Origin of the sequence: Flavobacterium sp. ALD4 (genome assembly GCF_002836475.1) — a bacterium.
GTDB lineage: Bacteria > Bacteroidota > Bacteroidia > Flavobacteriales > Flavobacteriaceae > Flavobacterium.
Genome location: NZ_PJBJ01000022.1, coordinates 147,380 through 163,805 on the forward strand (window position 1 = coordinate 147,380; position 16,426 = coordinate 163,805).

Sequence of the window (16,426 nt, forward strand, 5' to 3'; positions counted from 1 at the left end):
AGTTTAACAATTATTTGTGTTCTTAGTCCTAATTTAGTTTCGTAATAAATTCGGCAGCTGCTTTTCCCGCATTTTCTGTTTTCATGAAGTTTTCTCCTATTAGAAATCCTTGGTATCCAAAGGGTTTTAATTCATTTATAGCTCCAATCGAGCTAATGCCGCTTTCGGAAATTTTTACAAATTCGGCCGGTATTTGCGAGGCTAATTGTTTGCTGTAATCTAAACTTACTTCAAAAGTTTTTAGATTTCGGTTGTTCACGCCAATAATGTCTAATGTTGGCATAATTGATTTTTCCAGTTCTTCCTGATTGTGTACTTCTAATAACACTTCTAGTCCTAATGCTTTGGCAAATTTCGATAAAGATTTTATCTCTTCTCTTGTCAATACCGCTGCTATTAACAAAATTAAATCAGCTCCGTAGGCTTTTGCTTCGAGGATTTGGTATTCATCTACTATGAATTCTTTCCGCAGTAAAGGGATAGCTACTGAGGCTCTTGCCAAAAGTAAATCATCTAAAGAACCGCCAAAATATTTACCGTCTGTTAATACCGAAATTCCGCAAGCACCGGCACTTTCATATCCTTTTACTACCTCTTCAACTGTAAAGCTATAATTTATCTCTGCCTTTGATGGAGAACGACGCTTGTGTTCAGCAATAATTCCAGTAGTACTGTTTTTTAAGTTTTCACTTAGCGAAACAGTCTTTTTCGAAAAAAAGATAGAGGCTTCTAATTGAGAAACAGGAATGATTAATTTTTTGAGAATGACTTCTCTTCTTTTATCAACTATTATTTTATCTAAGATGTTCATTTTTGTATTTTAAAGTTTTAATAATTGAATTTCTATCCAAATTCCCCCTTTTGGTGTTAAGAGGCTTTACTCAATTCCTGTAAAGTCGTTAATGCTTTTAGTCCTTTACCCGAAAGTAGACTTTCCTTAGCTATTTGGAATCCTTCGAGCGGTGTACATCTCGTCGTCGTTGCGATGGCCATTCCCGCATTGGCACAAACTACATTGTTTTGGGCTTCCGTTCCCTTACCAGAAATTATATTGGTAAACATTTGGGCAGATTCTTCAATTGTTTGTCCCCCTTGGATTTCACTTTGTGACAAGAGATTCACGCCAAAATCCGCTGGATTTAGCACCCCTTCCATTGAACTAGTGATAATCTTTGTTGGTCCAGTCAAAGATACTTCATCATAGCCGTCCAATGAGTGGAGAATGGTGACATTCACATCGGTATTTTGATAGAGATAAGCATATATTCTAGCTAGTTCTAGATTAAAAACGCCTACTAATTGATTCTGTGGGAATGATGGATTGACCATCGGACCCAGCATATTAAAAAAGGTTTTAACCGCTAATTCTTTTCGAATTGGGCCTACATTTTTCATGGCAGGGTGAAATAAAGGAGCATGTAAAACACAAATACCAGCTTTGTCGATGCTTCGTTTTAAGAAATCAGTATCATCACTGAATTTGATCCCTAGTTTTTCCATCACGTTACTAGAACCAGAAATAGAAGAAACTCCATAATTTCCGTGTTTAGCCACTTTTACTCCTGCTCCTGCAGCGATAAAAGAGGCTAGAGTAGAAATATTGAAGGTATCTTTTCCGTCACCGCCTGTCCCACATAGGTCAATTGTGTTATAGTCCGATAAATCAACACGAATACACAATTCCAATAAAGCGTCTCTAAAACCGGAAAGTTCCTCAATACTGATGCTGCGCATCATGAAAACGGTTAAAAAAGCAGAGATTTGACTTGGGTTATAACTGCCGTTAGAGATATTGACCAAGACCTCTTTTGCTTCTGCTGCAGTAAGCATTTCGTGATTGATTAATCTATTTAATATGTTTTTCATTTTGTTTGTTTTTTTGCCGCGAAGGCACGAAGGCATAAAGTTTTGTTTTAATTAACTTTAACTGTAATCAGATTATGTGGTTTCTGCTTCCTCTCTTTAGAAAGGGGCTAGTGGGGAAGATTAGCTATTTAACCAATTCTCTAAAATCTTTTTCCCGTTTGGAGTTAACACACTTTCTGGATGAAATTGTACCCCGCGCACATCAAATGTTCTATGACGCAAAGACATTACTTGGCCATTTTCATCAAAGGAAGTCGCTTCTAGCATTTCTGGTAAAGTGGAATCAACAACCCAAGAGTGATAGCGTCCTACTTCAAACTCGTTTCCTAGACCTTCGAATAGACCTTCGTCATCAACTACTGTTTTTACCATTGTAGCAATCCCGTGGTATACTTTTTCAAGATTCGATAGTGTTCCTCCATAGACTTCGCCAATTGCTTGCTGTCCAAGGCAGACGCCAAGAATACTTTTTGTAGCACCGTATTTCCGAATGATATCTTTCAATAACCCGGCTTCTTCAGGTACTCCAGGACCAGGAGAAAGTAATATTTTGTCAAATTCTGCTATTTCATCGATATTAAACTCATCGTTTCTGTACACTGTCACTTCGCACTCTAAATCTTCCAGATAATGGACCAGATTGTAAACGAAACTATCGTAATTATCTATAACTAATACTTTTTTTGTTTTCATTATTGAAAAATTGAATGATTAAAAGATTGAAAAACGTGGTTAGAACAATCTTTAAATGCTAAAATTATTAAATCTTTAAATTCGTTTTTTAAATAGTTTCTGCTAAATCCAGCGCCTTATTCAATGCACGGAGTTTATTATACACTTCTTCCATTTCGCTTTCTTCGTCTGATCCGGCAACAATTCCGGCTCCCGCTTGAGAGTGTAATTGGTGATTCTTACTCAGAAAGGTTCGAATCATAATGGCATGGTTAAAATTCCCTTCAAAGTCCATGAAACCTATGGCACCTCCATAAAAATTACGATTTGTTTTTTCGTACTCTTCGATTAGCTGCATAGCCCTATGTTTTGGCGCTCCACTTAATGTTCCTGCTGGAAAAGTATCGGCGACCACTTGCATAGTGGTAGCTTTTTCATGTAAATGTCCGGTGACTCTGGAAACCAAATGAATCACATGGGAAAAAAACTGTACTTCCCTGTATTTATCTACAGTCACAGTATGACCATTCCTACTTAAATCGTTACGGGCCAAATCGACTAACATTACGTGCTCGCTATTTTCTTTTTTATCTTCGGATAATTCTTTGGCTAATATTGCGTCTTTTTCATCATCACCTGTTCTTTTAAAAGTTCCTGCGATAGGATGGATTTCGGCCTTACGGTCTTTTACAATAATTTGTGCTTCAGGTGAAGAACCAAATATTTTGAAATCTCCATAATCAAAAAAGAATAAATAAGGGGAAGGGTTGATGCTTCGCAATGCTCTGTACACATTGAATTCGTCTCCTTTGAAGCCTTGAGTAAACCTACGAGATAAGACCAATTGGAATACATCTCCTCGGAAACAATGCTTTTTGGCCAAAGCCACATTATGTTTGAACTCTTCGTCTGTCAAATTTGAAAAGCCTTCGCCTTCTTTTGAAAATTTATAGGATGCAATATTTCTAGATTGTAATAATTGTTCAATTTCAGAAATGTTATTTTTCCCGTCTAAACTATGGCAGAAGATATACGCTTCATTTTTAAAATGATTGATCGCAATGATATTTTGATATACCGCATAATAAACGTCTGGTATTGAAATACTATTGTCTTTTTTAGCAATTGTTACTTTTTCAAAATACCGAACAGCGTCATAAGAAATATACCCAAACAAACCATTATTGATAAATTTAAATTCGTTTTTCTCTGATTTAAACTGCCCTGAAAACTCTTGAATCACTTCTGGAATATTTGTATTCGCATCGATAGCTACTTTTTCTGTGGTACCGTCAGGGAAGGTTTTGTAAATTATTTCGTTTTCTATTTTTATAGAAGCGATAGGATTGCAGCAGATGTACGAGAAACTATTATCACTTCCATGATAATCACTACTTTCTAAGAGAAGACTGTTTGGGAATTTATCGCGTATCTTGAAATATACACTAACCGGAGTTATGGTATCAGCAAGTATTTGCTTATATTTTGTTTTAAAGAGGAAAGGTTTCAATTTGTGTAAAATTTAAGGTTTAAAGTCTTAAGTGATTTTTAAAATAAATAAACATAAAAAAAAAGGCTTGTCGTGATGACAAGCCTTTTATATTTATAGTTGATAATACCATAGGAGCTTTGTTCACGACGTCTGACGTAAATTGTTCCACCACCAAGTATTGTTTGTATTTGTGCTCATGATACAAATATATAAATGTAATTTGGTTATTCAATTGCAATGGAATAAAAAAAAACTAAATTTTAACTTTCTTTTGTTACATTCCCCCGCGGAGTGCTATAAAAATCCCCAACGATCGCTTGTTGAGGATTCTTGTTTTTATTTTGAAAAATATTAAAATTTCAAAGCTACTGCCAATTCAAATTCATCAGAGATCGCTTTATCTCCTAAATTATCAAAGAAGCTACCTGAACCATATTTAATATCATATTTAGTTCTGTCAACTTTAAAAGCCGTTGTAGCGGTATTTCCATTCACGGTAATATCAAATGCTACTGGATGAGTACTATTTTTGATAGTCAAGTCAGCCGTTATAGCGTATACATTTTTACCTTTAGCTGCTACAGTTTTGAAAACTAAAGTAGAAGTAGGGAATTTTTCAGTACCAAAGAAATCTTCTGATTTCAAGTGACCGTTTAGTTTTCCTTGTGAGTCACCTGAAAGGTCAGTAGAAGTTAATGTTGGCATATCAACAGTGAAGTTCCCGCCAGCTAATTTATCACCTCTGAAGATTAAAGTACCTTCTTTTACGCTTACAGTTCCACTATGTTGTCCTGTTACTTTCTTTCCAACCCAATTGATGCTGCTTTTTGAAGCATCTACTTTTTTTGTTTGTGCTGCTACCGATAGAGTAGAGAATACTACTGTTAATGCTAACGCAATTGCTTTAAAATTTTTCATTTGTTTTAATTGTTTAATTTGTATTAATAATTATAGTGTAATAAATAAATCTTCTTGTGATTTTCTAACTTTTTTGTAGTGCTGAGTTGCATCTTCATCATGTCTATAACCTAGTGGTGCTAAAAGAGAAGCGGTATATCCTAATTTTTCTAGACCTAATAATTCATTCACTTTTTCAGGAACAAATCCTTCCATAGGAGAAACATCAATTTTAAGTTCAGCTGCAACATTCAGTAAATTACCCATAGCTAAGTAGGTTTGTTTTGATGTCCACACATTTTTATCATCTTCTGTTAACGGTTTTATATAGCTTTTAATAAAATTAGCATATCCGCCTAACGACTCTATAGAAGCTTCTCTTGTGATGCTAGTGTTTTTAACGTAATCATCTACCTCTTCATCGCCAATATTAACTTTACTTGCAAATACTAGTAGATGGGAAGCATCAATAACTTGTGCTTGTCCCCAAGCTACATCTTTTATTTGTGCTCTTAATTCTGCGTTTTCAATTATAAAAATTTTATAAGGTTGCAATCCGAAAGAAGATGAACTCAAACGTATAGCTTCTTTTATAGTATTTAAATCTTCATCAGTTATTGTTTTTGTTGCATCAAATTTCTTTGTTGCATATCTCCAATTCTGATTTTCTAAGAAAGTATTCATAATTTAGTTGTATTTACTGATTTCTGTATTTTTCTAATAATCTATTTAGCTGCTCTAATTCTTCCGTATTCAAGTTTTTAGAGAAGCGCTGTTCGTGCTCTACCACTTTAGGTTCTAATTCTTCTAAAACGTGTAATCCTTTTTGCGTAATCAAAACTTCTATTTTTCGTCTGTTTTCTAAACACACCTTACGGGTGACAAAGTTTTTTAATAATAATTTATCTACCAGCCTAGTGGTGTTGCTCGTTTTTGCTATCATTCGTTCCTGAATGACACTCATATTAGCTGGATTTCCTTTTTGCCCTCTTAGTATTCGCAACACATTAAATTGCTCACCTGAAAGATCATATGGTCTTAAAACTTCATTGAATTTCTCATTGATTACGTTTTGAGCATACAATACATTCAAAACAATTCGTTTTGAATTATTTAAAATGGTCGTAGTCTTTATAATCTCTTCAATTTTCATACCAACAGTTGCTTTATTTGTCGATACAAATGTAACACTTTATTTAGTTGTATATACAAATGTAGACTTAATTTTTTGTTAATACTATCATTGGCTCTTTAATTCATGGTGTAGAATTTAGTTTAACTATCTGTTTTTTAAACCTATTGATTTTATATAGGAACAGATAACAACGTTTTTTAAGCTGCGGATTAGTTTTTTAAAAAACCAATCGCTGTTAAATAGGTTCGTTTAGATCCGTTTGTAAAAAAAGCAAGTATTTGACGTTACATAGTATACCTGACAAAGTTCTTGCCTAATTAACGATATATCACGATTTTGACTCTATTTTTTGCTAAAAAGGTCTTTAGTAGTTTCCTTTTTTCAAAACGTACTTTTAATTAGTTGAGTTCTTCTTCACTTTGCTATAATGAAAGGTTCTTTTTAGAAACCTTGATACAGAGGATTATTTTAGTGTCACAGTCATCATGAAATTGTTTGGGGATGGTTATTTACAAGTTCATAAATACTATTGGAATTAGTAGCTTCATTTTTTCGATACTCCATAAAACGAAATTCAGTTTTTCTAATGATTTTTAGAGGACTCGTTTTTATTGTGTGTATATGCTTCGATGTTAGTTAGTTTTAGCACGTTAAAACTTAAATCAATAACGCATCTTAATGCTTCACCCATGATTCCTTTATTTTGAAATTTAGGACTTAGGTTATGACCAACCTCGGCACTATTATTGTTCTCAGGAAAATTCCATTAACAGATTGTTCTGCTATTATCAAGTTCATTTTATAAGTGATCTCCCTAGTCACTGATTTATTGTTTTCGCAGTCTTCATTTACTCTTTTGATAAACGTTTTGGTTTGTGCAATAGTCCACGTTTTCCTGTTTTCTAGTATTTCTATGAACTGATTTATTATTTTATCAGACCGTAATTATAGGATAACAGTACCATCAATCTCCTTTATTTTCCTTAACAAAAGGCATTCTGATTTTATTTCTGGAAAAGTGGAGAAGTTCATTTCGGCGCAGTTTTGCCTGAAAGAAGATAAGTAATAAACAGCTACAATTAAAATTTGGTTTTAAAAAGCTAAAACTTATTTAAGCGCAAACTTGTCATTTTGATTAAGGTGAAATCTTTGCTTGCTATTTCAATGTAGTGGTTCAATTGGGGTGTCACGTTCTCTAGGTTTTGGGAGCAAATAAAAGTTGGTTTTTCGCAGACCTATGTTTGAGATTTGGTTTGCTACTGCCACCCTAAAGCAATCATGTCTAATGGAGTTTAGATGTTTGACATTTTCATAGTTATAAGTTAGAGAATTAAAAAAGCGGTTTGAGTATATCTCAAACCGCTTTTGCATTAATAATGTTGTGAAACTTTGCACTTAGTCAATTAAAGTAACCAAGTCTTCTTTGCTTTTTCTCACTTTAGTAAGATTAACTAGCCAGTCGTTTTCACTGTCTCTGTAACCCACAGGAAGCATAACGCAACTTCTAAGTCCTTTAGCTCTTAGGCCTAATATTGCATCTAATGCATCAGCATCAAATCCTTCTAAAGGAGTAGTGTCAACCCCTTCGAAAGCTGCAGCAGTAATGGCTTGTGCAAATGCAATGTAAGCTTGTTTAGCGGCATGGTTAAAGTTTTCTTCAGCATCCTTTTGCGGATAACTGTTTAAAAGCATTTGACGGTAATTTTCCCAGCCTTCGTTTTTCATGTCCCGAATTGTGTTTGTTAAATCAAACATCTTGTTAATGCGGTCTGCAGTGTAGGTATCCCAAGCTGCAAATACAAATAAATGAGAGCAATCAGTTACTACAGATTGATTCCAAGAAATAGGTCTGATTTTTGTCTTCATTTCTTGATTTGTAATCACAATGACCTCAAAAGGTTGCAAGCCACTTGAAGTTGGAGCAAGTGAGATCGCTTCAATGATGTTGTCAATTTTTTCTTGAGGTACTTTTGTACCATTCATTGCCTTAGCAGCGTATCTCCAATTTAATTTGTCTAATAATTCCATATTGTTTGTTTTCTTGTTTTTATTGTTTTGTTTTGTTGTTTTCTGTGAGTAGAGTAATCCAATCATTGAGCATTTCTTTCAATTGTATGACATCAGATAAATCGATGTTTTCAGTAAGTAATATTTTAATTAGTTTTTCAGGAATGGGTTTGGCTTGCTCTTTTAGTCTTCTCCCTTTTTCTGTTAGCTGCACAATAACACTTCTTTCATCTTCACTAGAACGAGTACGTTGTAGGAGTTCCATTTTTTCCATACGTTTGAGCAATGGCGAAAGTGTATTAGTGTTCAGGAGCAGCTTTTCCGTAATTTGATTTACAGAAATACCATCGTTTTCCCACAATACTAATAATACCAAATACTGTGGATATGTTATCCCCATTTCGTCTAAATAAGGTTTGTAGGCTTTAGTGATCAAACGGGAAGCGGAATAGAGCGGAAAGCAGACTTGACTGCTTAATTTTAATTGATTGTCATTCATTAGTCTTTGGTTTTACTGGTTCTCCAGTTTTTAAACGCACCAGTTGACCATAAGGCCCAAGCAATAAGTACCGGTTGGAAAAACAGACGAATTAAACGCGAATTATCTGAATTTAAAGCTCCAAAAGCATCTTTGTGGTCGAGGTATTGCGCAATATTACCTGGAAATACTAAAACGAAAAACAACGCTAATGCCCAACCAAATGTTACTCGTTCCTTTTTCCAAAAAGCCAATCCGAGACCCAATGCTATTTCTACTATACCTGATAGTATTACTACCAAGTCTTTGCTTAGCGGCAACCAGTCTGGTACTTGTGCTTGAAAGTCAACTCTATTAAAAGTAAGGTGGCTGAATCCTGCATAGACCATAAAAATGGATAGTAGAATTCTGAAAATATTTTGTGTCACTGTTGTTTTTATAATTGTATTCATCTTTTGCTATTTTAATCGCAGACGTTTTTATCGCGCGCGATACAAATGTAGTCAATTGTTTTGTATCCAATAATTTATTAGGAAAATATTGTGTGCTTATCTAGTAAAGTGATGATTGATTTGAAATCTACAATAGATTTAAAGAGACGAATCGCAAGGTCTAGATTCAGTTTCGTTCGTTTCCTTTTTTATTTGTTTTCGATGGCTATATCTAGCCAATAATCCCATAAATAACCAAAAAAATAAGCGCATAAAAAACCCGATCTGCTTTTGGCAAATTGGGTTTTAGATTTTATAAGATAGGAATTAGTCTTTCAGTCCTAATTTGGCTAAAATAGTTTCCAATAAACACCATTTTGTAAAACCGGATTGAATTAAATTGACGCCTATAAAAACCGTAAACCACAACCAATTTAGGTTTACATAAACTGCAAGTAGTAAACTGATTAATATAAGTGAGCCTACTACAATTCTAAAAACTTTATTTTTCATATTGTCATTGCGAGGGACGAATTAATCTCCACCTCTAATTTAATTGTTATTAATTTTCTTTTTTTGAAATACGTAGAGGCATCCATTTTATGCTCTTGATTGAGAAACTAAGCTTTAAGATATTCCCACATAGCTTTGTAAAAAATTTATTCTATTGCCTTTAATGTTTCTCTGATTCTATGTGATTTAACTTTTTTATTAATTGTGTTTTTCAATATTTAATACTACCACGTGAATATTAGACAACGTTTCTTGCTTTACATTAAAAGCATTTACTTTTGTAAAAAAGGCATCTACATTTCCAACTTGTACAAAGGCATAGTAGAGTATGGAGTCGTTCTCGTTTATTTGGCTTCCAAACCAATTGCTTTCTATTGCTTCTTCGGAAATATCCCTAAACCCCGTTACGGCTTTATAGCTGAAGATTTTTACGTCTGCTTGTTTCAACATTTGCTTAACATCTTTGTCAAATACTTTTATAGCGGTTATGATCAGTAGTTTCATATAATTATAGTATTATCCCCAGCTGACCTCCCCACTGGCAAGGAAATTGGAGTAGTTGAAATTATTCAATATTTTCTTTTTTAGGTTCTAGCTCCCCTTCTTCCGAGGGATCTTGGGAGGATTCCCATTTCTTTCTTTCTGTCACATAATAGATCAACGGTACAACAATCAATGTCAGAATAGTAGAAACGATGGCTCCAAATACTAACGAAATCGCCAATCCTTGAAACAACGGATCAAATAAGATAATGGAAGCTCCAATAACAACTGCTCCAGTCGTCAAAAGAATAGGAGAGGTTCTTACTGCTCCAGCTTCAATAATTGCTTGTTTTAGTGGTTCTCCGTCATTTAAGCGGATCTCGATAAAGTCAATCAGTAAAACCGAGTTTCGCACCATAACTCCTGCCAAGGCAATCATCCCAATAAAAGAAGTTGCTGTGAAGTATGCGCCTAATAACCAGTGTCCAAACACAATTCCGATCAACGATAGCGGAATCGCCAACATCATCACTATTGGAGTTTTAAAGTTCTGGAACCACCCTACAATCAACATATAAATGATCACGATAGCGACTAAAAATGCTACTCCTAAATCACGGAATACTTCCAATGTAATCTGCCATTCACCATCCCATTTTACCGTGAAATTACTTTCATCTGTTGGTTGGTCCATATATAGTTCATTGAGTTGGTATCCTTTTGGAATTTTCATTTTATCCAATTTCTCTGTCATTCCCAGAATCGCATAGACCGGACTTTCTAATGCTCCAGCCATATCAGCAGTGACATAAACCACCCGTTTTTGATCTTTTCGATAAATGGTTTTTTGTAATGTATCTGTTTTTACTTTTACCAGATCACTCACCGGAATCATATTCCCCTGGCTTCCCTTTATTTTAAGGTTTTGGATGTCTTGCAAGCTTGTTTTGTCTTTATCGTCAAGCGAAAGAACAATAGCTACATTGTCATTAGAATTTTCAGCGTACAAACTAGAAATAGGATATTCTTGTAATAAATAAGTCAAATTCCCAACTATTTGTTGTGGTGCAATTCCGTTCAGCATTGCTTTTTCCTTTTCTACTACCAGTTTGTATTCCGTTTGATTGGCTTCCACAGTCCAGTCGATATCTACAACACCATCTGTTTTATGCAGAATATCCTTTACTTGCGACGCCACTTTAATCTGGTCCTCATAATTGGGTCCGTAAACCTCAGCGACTAATGTTGATAATACAGGAGGTCCCGGTGGCACTTCAATGATTTTTACATTCGCACCATATGTTTTGGCAATTTTTTGAATTTCAGGACGTACATTTTTTGCAATGTCGTGACTTTGTAATTCTCGATCTCCTTTGTGTAATAAGTTCACTTGAATATCGGCCATATTGCTTCCACTACGCAAATCATAATGACGCACTAATCCGTTAAAAGTGATTGGGGCCGATGTTCCAATGTAGTTTTGATAATCAACAACCTCTGGTACTGTTATTAAATATTGTGCGATTTCCTTAGTAACGGCTGATGTTCTTTCCAGAGTCGTTCCTTCTGGCATATCAATTATTACTTGAAATTCATTTTTATTATCAAAAGGCAGCATTTTTACTAAAACGGATTGGGTAAAAAACATACCAACAGAACCAAATAATAATAGAACTGTTATCCCAACAAGGACTCTTCGTTTCATACTGCTTTCCAATAAAGGACGCTCTAGCCTGTTGTATATTTTGTAAACTCGGCTTGTTTCGAGGCCTTTGGCATCTTTATGCTTTTGATCGTCTTTTTCTTGTAATAAATGATATCCTAAGTAAGGCGTAACAGTTAAAGCCACAAACAGGGATAATATCATTGCAATCGAAGCTCCAATAGGCATCGGGCTCATGTAAGGCCCCATCATTCCAGATACAAATGCCATTGGTAAAATAGCTGCAATAACTGTAAATGTGGCTAATATCGTTGGATTTCCTACTTCGTTTATCGCATAAATAGCGGCTTGTTTAAACGGGAGTCGCTTCATCTTGAAATGCCTATGCATATTCTCTGCGATAATAATACTGTCATCGACGACAATTCCCACGACGAAAACCAGAGCGAAAAGTGTGATTCGGTTTAACGTATAATCTAGCATATAATAACTGAACAAAGTCAGAGCAAAAGTCAATGGAACAGAAAAGAAGACCACTAATCCACCGCGCCATCCCATGGCAAACATGACTAATATCGTAACCGCCAATATAGCGATTCCTAAGTGCAGTAATAATTCACCGACTTTGTCAGAAGCGGTTTCCCCATAATTACGCGTTACTTCAACATGAACATCATTAGGTATCATGGTAGTTTTTAGATGGTCAACTTTGGCAATGATTTTCTCCGATATTTTCATCGCATCCGCACCTTTTACTTTACCAACAGATATGGTTACGGCAGGATATTCAGATTTTGCGTCTTTGTATTTTTCGTTTGATTTACTATACCCAAAGGATACGTAACTTTTTGCGGTAGACGGTCCGTCTTGAACCGTAGCCACTTGTTTTAAATAAATGGGCATGTTTTTATTGATGCCCACAACCAGATTTTCGACATCATCTACTGAGGTTAAGAACTTCCCTGTTGTGATCAGATATTCTTCATCATTATTGACGAAACTGCCCGATTGCGAGCTGCTGTTACTAGCTTGAATCATTTGCATGATACCTAGGGGATCAATGCCGATCTCTGCCATTTTATCTTTGTCCAAAATTACTTTTAGCACTCGGTTTCTTCCGCCAATTTCTTCCGTTATGGCAACATCTTTGACTTTTTCTACTTCAGAGGTTACTTCTTCAGCAATTTGGCGCAGTTGAAAACTGTCCATTTTATCGCTCCAAAGCGTAATTCCAAGCATGGGTACATCATCAATAGAACGTGTTTTTACCATCGGTTTAGAAACCCCTTTTGGAAACATATTTTCATGTTTGGTGAGTTCGTCGTACAATTTCACATACGAGCGCTCGACATCCTGACCTACATAAAATTGAACGATAAGTAGCGCCTGACCATTCATAGCCATCGTGTGGATGTGTTCAACCCCTTTAATATTGGAGATGATTTTCTCCAGAGGTTTCGCCACACGGCTTTCCACCTCGGTAGGACTAGCTCCCGGATATCCTACCATGACGTCAGCCATCGGAACAATTATTTGTGGTTCTTCTTCTCTTGGAATAAGAAAAGAACTGTAAACACCAATGATCATCAAACCGATCATCATCAAAATCGTTAGTTTTGAGTTGATGAAAAAGTTGGCAATTTTACCTGAAATTCCTTCTTGCATAATTTTTTATTTATTTGGGCGTGACCACAAGGGTCGGGCTATATGTTTCAATCTTTTTGTTTTAAAAAAAACAAAAAAGATTTCCACTGCTATCCCTCACGCAGTATTAAGGACTACTTTTTTATTCCTTTTCAGTTTATGTGTTCTTATTTTTGAGCTTTTAAACCTTAAACTTTAAACTTTTTTTACTGAACACTTGCCTTCGCTCCGTTGAACAACTTTCCTTCGGCAGAGATAATATAGTTTTCATCAGCTGATAATCCGGATAAAACCTCTACCGTGTCACCATATGTTTTTCCTGTTCTCAACCATCTTAGAATCGCAACGTTGTCGCTTCCCACGGTATATATTCCGGTAAGTTGTCCTTGTCTTACCAAGGCACTTTCAGGAACTAAAACCATCATATTTGGTGTGGTAGTACCTTTGTTTTCTGCCGGGAATTGTACATTGACAAACATCCCTGATAAAACAGAACTGTCCGTTTTGTCTAAATTTATTTTGACTAAATATTGTCCTCCCGTATTCTTAGCGGATACACTTACTTCGCTTACTTTACCTGTCAGTTTTTCGTTAGATGATTTTACTAAAACGGTTACTGGCATTCCTTTTTTGATAGAAGTGATATCATTTTCTGACACCATGGCGCTAACCTCTAATTTAGAAGCGCCTTCTACACTTACCAAAGGCATTCCTGGATTGGCCATATCACCTTCTTTTACATAGGTATTAGTCACCACTCCAGAAAATGGTGCTGTGATATTAGAGTAGTTGAATTGTGCCATTACCTCATTTCGCATTTGTCGTGCCCCTTCTAATCCTGCTTTTGCCATTTCATAACGAGCAGTTATATCATCTAATTCTTTTTGGGAGGCACTTTGTTGTTTAAACAAAGTGACAAAACGATCGTAGTCTTTTTTAGCATTTTTATATCCGGCGGTAGCCTGAAGGATACTGGCGTCAACTTGTGCTTTTTTAGCCAGTAAATCAGAATTATTGATGCTTACCAATAATTGTCCTGATTTCACTTTCTGTCCTATTTGCACATAGACTTTGGTTACATACCCCATCATTCGCGTACTTAAATCTGCACTGTTTTCTGCTTCAATTTTCCCGCTTGCACTCACAAAATCGCTGTTGGCGTTTTCTGCGACTCCACTTACCTTAACGGCAATTGCAGGAGATTCTGCCACTGCTTCTTTTTTTTCTCCGTTGCAGGAAGATAATGTAGCGATTGCGATTGCAATGAATGGTATAAATATTTTTTTCATGAGTATGATTTAATTGGTTTGCTTTATTTTTTTATCAGATAGAGACATATTCGTTAAGTTTTTCATTAAGAAGTTACGCTTTGGGATAGTTCCATTTAGCGATGTAAAAATGTTTTTTAAGCTTCTAATGTGCTTGTCTTTTTTTATTTCGTCAAAAACTGTAAGTATTCCTGTGTGTAGTTGTAATCAAAAACGGCTTGTAGATGGTCAAGTTCTTTTTTGAACATCTGTGTTTCAGACTCTAATAAGTCTGTTGTTTTTTCTAATCCTTGTGTAAAGCGATTGCTTCTTATTCTGTATGCTTCTTGTGATTGTTGTAAATCCAACATAGAAAGACTGACCTTGTTCTCGGCATCATGAAGCTGGCGATTCACCTTGTTTAATTCTAGTTGGCTTTTGGCTTTGTATTGTTGAATTTCAATCTCCGCTTTTTGGAAATCAGCTTTCGCTTTTTCCATTTTCCCAATTGATTTATACCCGTCAAATACATTCCATAATAATTGAGCTCCTATTACATATCCTTTTACGTTAGTTCCAAAAAGGTTGTCATCGTACAATAGATAACTTCCAAAAGCATTCAAACGAGGCAAGAAAGTCATTTTACTCGATTTCAACATTTTTTGATAGGCTTCAGTAGATTGCTCCATCGCCTGAATGTCTTTTCTGTTTGCGGAAAGAGATGTGTTAATCGTTTGTAAAGTAATAGTGTTTTCTAATCCTTCAGCAGGCTTGTATACAGCACCGGCCAGATCTTCATTTACAAGAAAAGCCAAGTAATCTGAAGCGTTTTGTACGTTGCTTTTTGCATATTGCAATTGGTTTTTTATTTCATTAACGCGAACTTGTACGGATAGCAAATCTGTTTTTTGAAGAATCCCTTGTTTGAAATAGTTTCCTATTAATTTCAGGTTTTCCGCACCGGTAGCATTTGCTTTTTCTAAAACCGCAACGGCTTTATAGGCAAGCTGCAATTCCATGAAAGATTTATTTACTTCCAGTTCCAGGTATTCCTTCGTGCGTTCCGTTTGTAGCGAATAAGCATTCATCTTTGCTCTTGCCGCCTGTCTTCCATACAATCCATCTGTATTGATGATGGGTTGCAGAATTTCAATTTTACTGGCAAAGTTTGTTGTTCTATCTGGATTATTTAATAGTTCTGGATTAAAATCAGATGCCGTCAGGATTCCCTGATTCAATTTAGACCCAAAAGCCATCAAAGGATTATTAGTGGCAATTGCCGTGTGCGAAGCGGTAATGTTGGGTAAAAATAACGAGTTGGATTGTCTGTAATCTGCCTGTGCCGATTTAAACTCCTGGTCCGCAATCTTAATTTGTAGATTTTTATCGGCAACTTTCTGCCAAAGATCAACTTTAGCAAGGGACAATGTGTCCTGACCGTAACTAATTGACGATATGTAAATTATCCCAAATAATACTATTAAATTTATTTTCTTCATAATTTTATTTCTAATTATTGCACAAAGATAAAACCGGAACTAAGCCTACACAGTAACAAATGTCACCCTCGAGGAATAAAATGAAAAAGGGACTGTTTAATAATTTGTTTTTGTGCTTTTAGTGTTTTCATACATAAAGATAGATAAATAATTACGTATTTTTTATTAACTATCTAATTTACAGGTAGTTGTTTTTTTTTTTATATAAAGATGAAGTATATCCTGCGGAATGTAAAGTGAGTTATATGTTAAAACAGGTAATTAATAAAAAAGCAATGTTTAAGAAGATAAAGACACAATAAATGGGATTCGATTGTCACAAAAATTAATCAATCTAACCAGGAAATACTATTTTATTGTAGTTGGACGTATATTATTGTATTTGACCGTTTATTAGTA

At 35.2% G+C, this 16,426-nt stretch carries 15 protein-coding genes and 1 pseudogene; all 16 read right to left on the bottom strand.

The window, feature by feature from the left end:
- Window positions 1-28 precede the first annotated feature (28 nt).
- Window positions 29-811 carry an indole-3-glycerol phosphate synthase TrpC gene (gene trpC, locus CXF59_RS00805; RefSeq protein ID WP_101135825.1) on the bottom strand — a complete coding sequence of 261 codons (783 nt, stop codon included), beginning with the start codon at window positions 809-811 and terminating at the stop codon, window positions 29-31.
- Window positions 812-867: 56 nt separating this feature from the next.
- Window positions 868-1,866: an anthranilate phosphoribosyltransferase gene (trpD, locus tag CXF59_RS00810; RefSeq protein WP_101135826.1), complete on the bottom strand. Its 999-nt coding sequence runs from the start codon at window positions 1,864-1,866 to the stop codon at window positions 868-870.
- Between the two features lie 120 nt (window positions 1,867-1,986).
- Window positions 1,987-2,559, bottom strand: coding sequence for an aminodeoxychorismate/anthranilate synthase component II (locus CXF59_RS00815; protein ID WP_101135827.1), 573 nt, complete (start codon window positions 2,557-2,559; stop codon window positions 1,987-1,989).
- 88 nt (window positions 2,560-2,647) lie between these two features.
- Window positions 2,648-4,048 (bottom strand): anthranilate synthase component I family protein, encoded by a 1,401-nt coding sequence (locus CXF59_RS00820; RefSeq protein WP_101135828.1) that lies wholly within the window; start codon window positions 4,046-4,048, stop codon window positions 2,648-2,650.
- Window positions 4,049-4,381: 333 nt separating this feature from the next.
- Complete coding sequence (locus CXF59_RS00825; protein ID WP_101135829.1) at window positions 4,382-4,948, bottom strand: YceI family protein; 567 nt, start codon at window positions 4,946-4,948, stop codon at window positions 4,382-4,384.
- A 30-nt stretch (window positions 4,949-4,978) separates the two neighbouring features.
- Window positions 4,979-5,611: an NAD(P)H-dependent oxidoreductase gene (locus tag CXF59_RS00830; RefSeq protein ID WP_101135830.1), complete on the bottom strand. Its 633-nt coding sequence runs from the start codon at window positions 5,609-5,611 to the stop codon at window positions 4,979-4,981.
- A gap of 13 nt (window positions 5,612-5,624) precedes the next feature.
- Window positions 5,625-6,080 (bottom strand): MarR family winged helix-turn-helix transcriptional regulator, encoded by a 456-nt coding sequence (locus CXF59_RS00835; RefSeq protein ID WP_101135831.1) that lies wholly within the window; start codon window positions 6,078-6,080, stop codon window positions 5,625-5,627.
- A gap of 565 nt (window positions 6,081-6,645) precedes the next feature.
- Window positions 6,646-6,762 (bottom strand): annotated as a pseudogene (locus tag CXF59_RS15160) (GNAT family N-acetyltransferase); the annotation flags it as partial.
- Window positions 6,763-7,457: 695 nt separating this feature from the next.
- Window positions 7,458-8,090: a nitroreductase family protein gene (locus tag CXF59_RS00845; protein WP_101136113.1), complete on the bottom strand. Its 633-nt coding sequence runs from the start codon at window positions 8,088-8,090 to the stop codon at window positions 7,458-7,460.
- A 19-nt stretch (window positions 8,091-8,109) separates the two neighbouring features.
- Window positions 8,110-8,568 (bottom strand): MarR family winged helix-turn-helix transcriptional regulator, encoded by a 459-nt coding sequence (locus CXF59_RS00850; RefSeq protein WP_101135832.1) that lies wholly within the window; start codon window positions 8,566-8,568, stop codon window positions 8,110-8,112.
- Window positions 8,568-8,999 carry a DoxX family membrane protein gene (locus CXF59_RS00855; protein WP_101135833.1) on the bottom strand — a complete coding sequence of 144 codons (432 nt, stop codon included), beginning with the start codon at window positions 8,997-8,999 and terminating at the stop codon, window positions 8,568-8,570. The genes CXF59_RS00850 and CXF59_RS00855 overlap by 1 nt, the downstream gene beginning before the upstream one ends.
- Window positions 9,000-9,305: 306 nt before the next feature.
- Window positions 9,306-9,491, bottom strand: a complete 186-nt coding sequence (locus CXF59_RS00860; RefSeq protein ID WP_101135834.1) for a DUF2892 domain-containing protein — start codon at window positions 9,489-9,491, stop codon at window positions 9,306-9,308.
- Window positions 9,492-9,689: 198 nt separating this feature from the next.
- On the bottom strand, window positions 9,690-9,995 hold the full coding sequence (locus tag CXF59_RS00865) for a hypothetical protein (protein ID WP_101135835.1): 306 nt from the start codon (window positions 9,993-9,995) through the stop codon (window positions 9,690-9,692).
- A 61-nt stretch (window positions 9,996-10,056) separates the two neighbouring features.
- Window positions 10,057-13,302 carry an efflux RND transporter permease subunit gene (locus CXF59_RS00870; protein ID WP_101135836.1) on the bottom strand — a complete coding sequence of 1,082 codons (3,246 nt, stop codon included), beginning with the start codon at window positions 13,300-13,302 and terminating at the stop codon, window positions 10,057-10,059.
- A 185-nt stretch (window positions 13,303-13,487) separates the two neighbouring features.
- Window positions 13,488-14,570, bottom strand: a complete 1,083-nt coding sequence (locus tag CXF59_RS00875) for an efflux RND transporter periplasmic adaptor subunit (RefSeq protein WP_101135837.1) — start codon at window positions 14,568-14,570, stop codon at window positions 13,488-13,490.
- A gap of 143 nt (window positions 14,571-14,713) precedes the next feature.
- Window positions 14,714-16,027 (bottom strand): TolC family protein, encoded by a 1,314-nt coding sequence (locus CXF59_RS00880; protein WP_101135838.1) that lies wholly within the window; start codon window positions 16,025-16,027, stop codon window positions 14,714-14,716.
- Window positions 16,028-16,426: the final 399 nt, after the last annotated feature.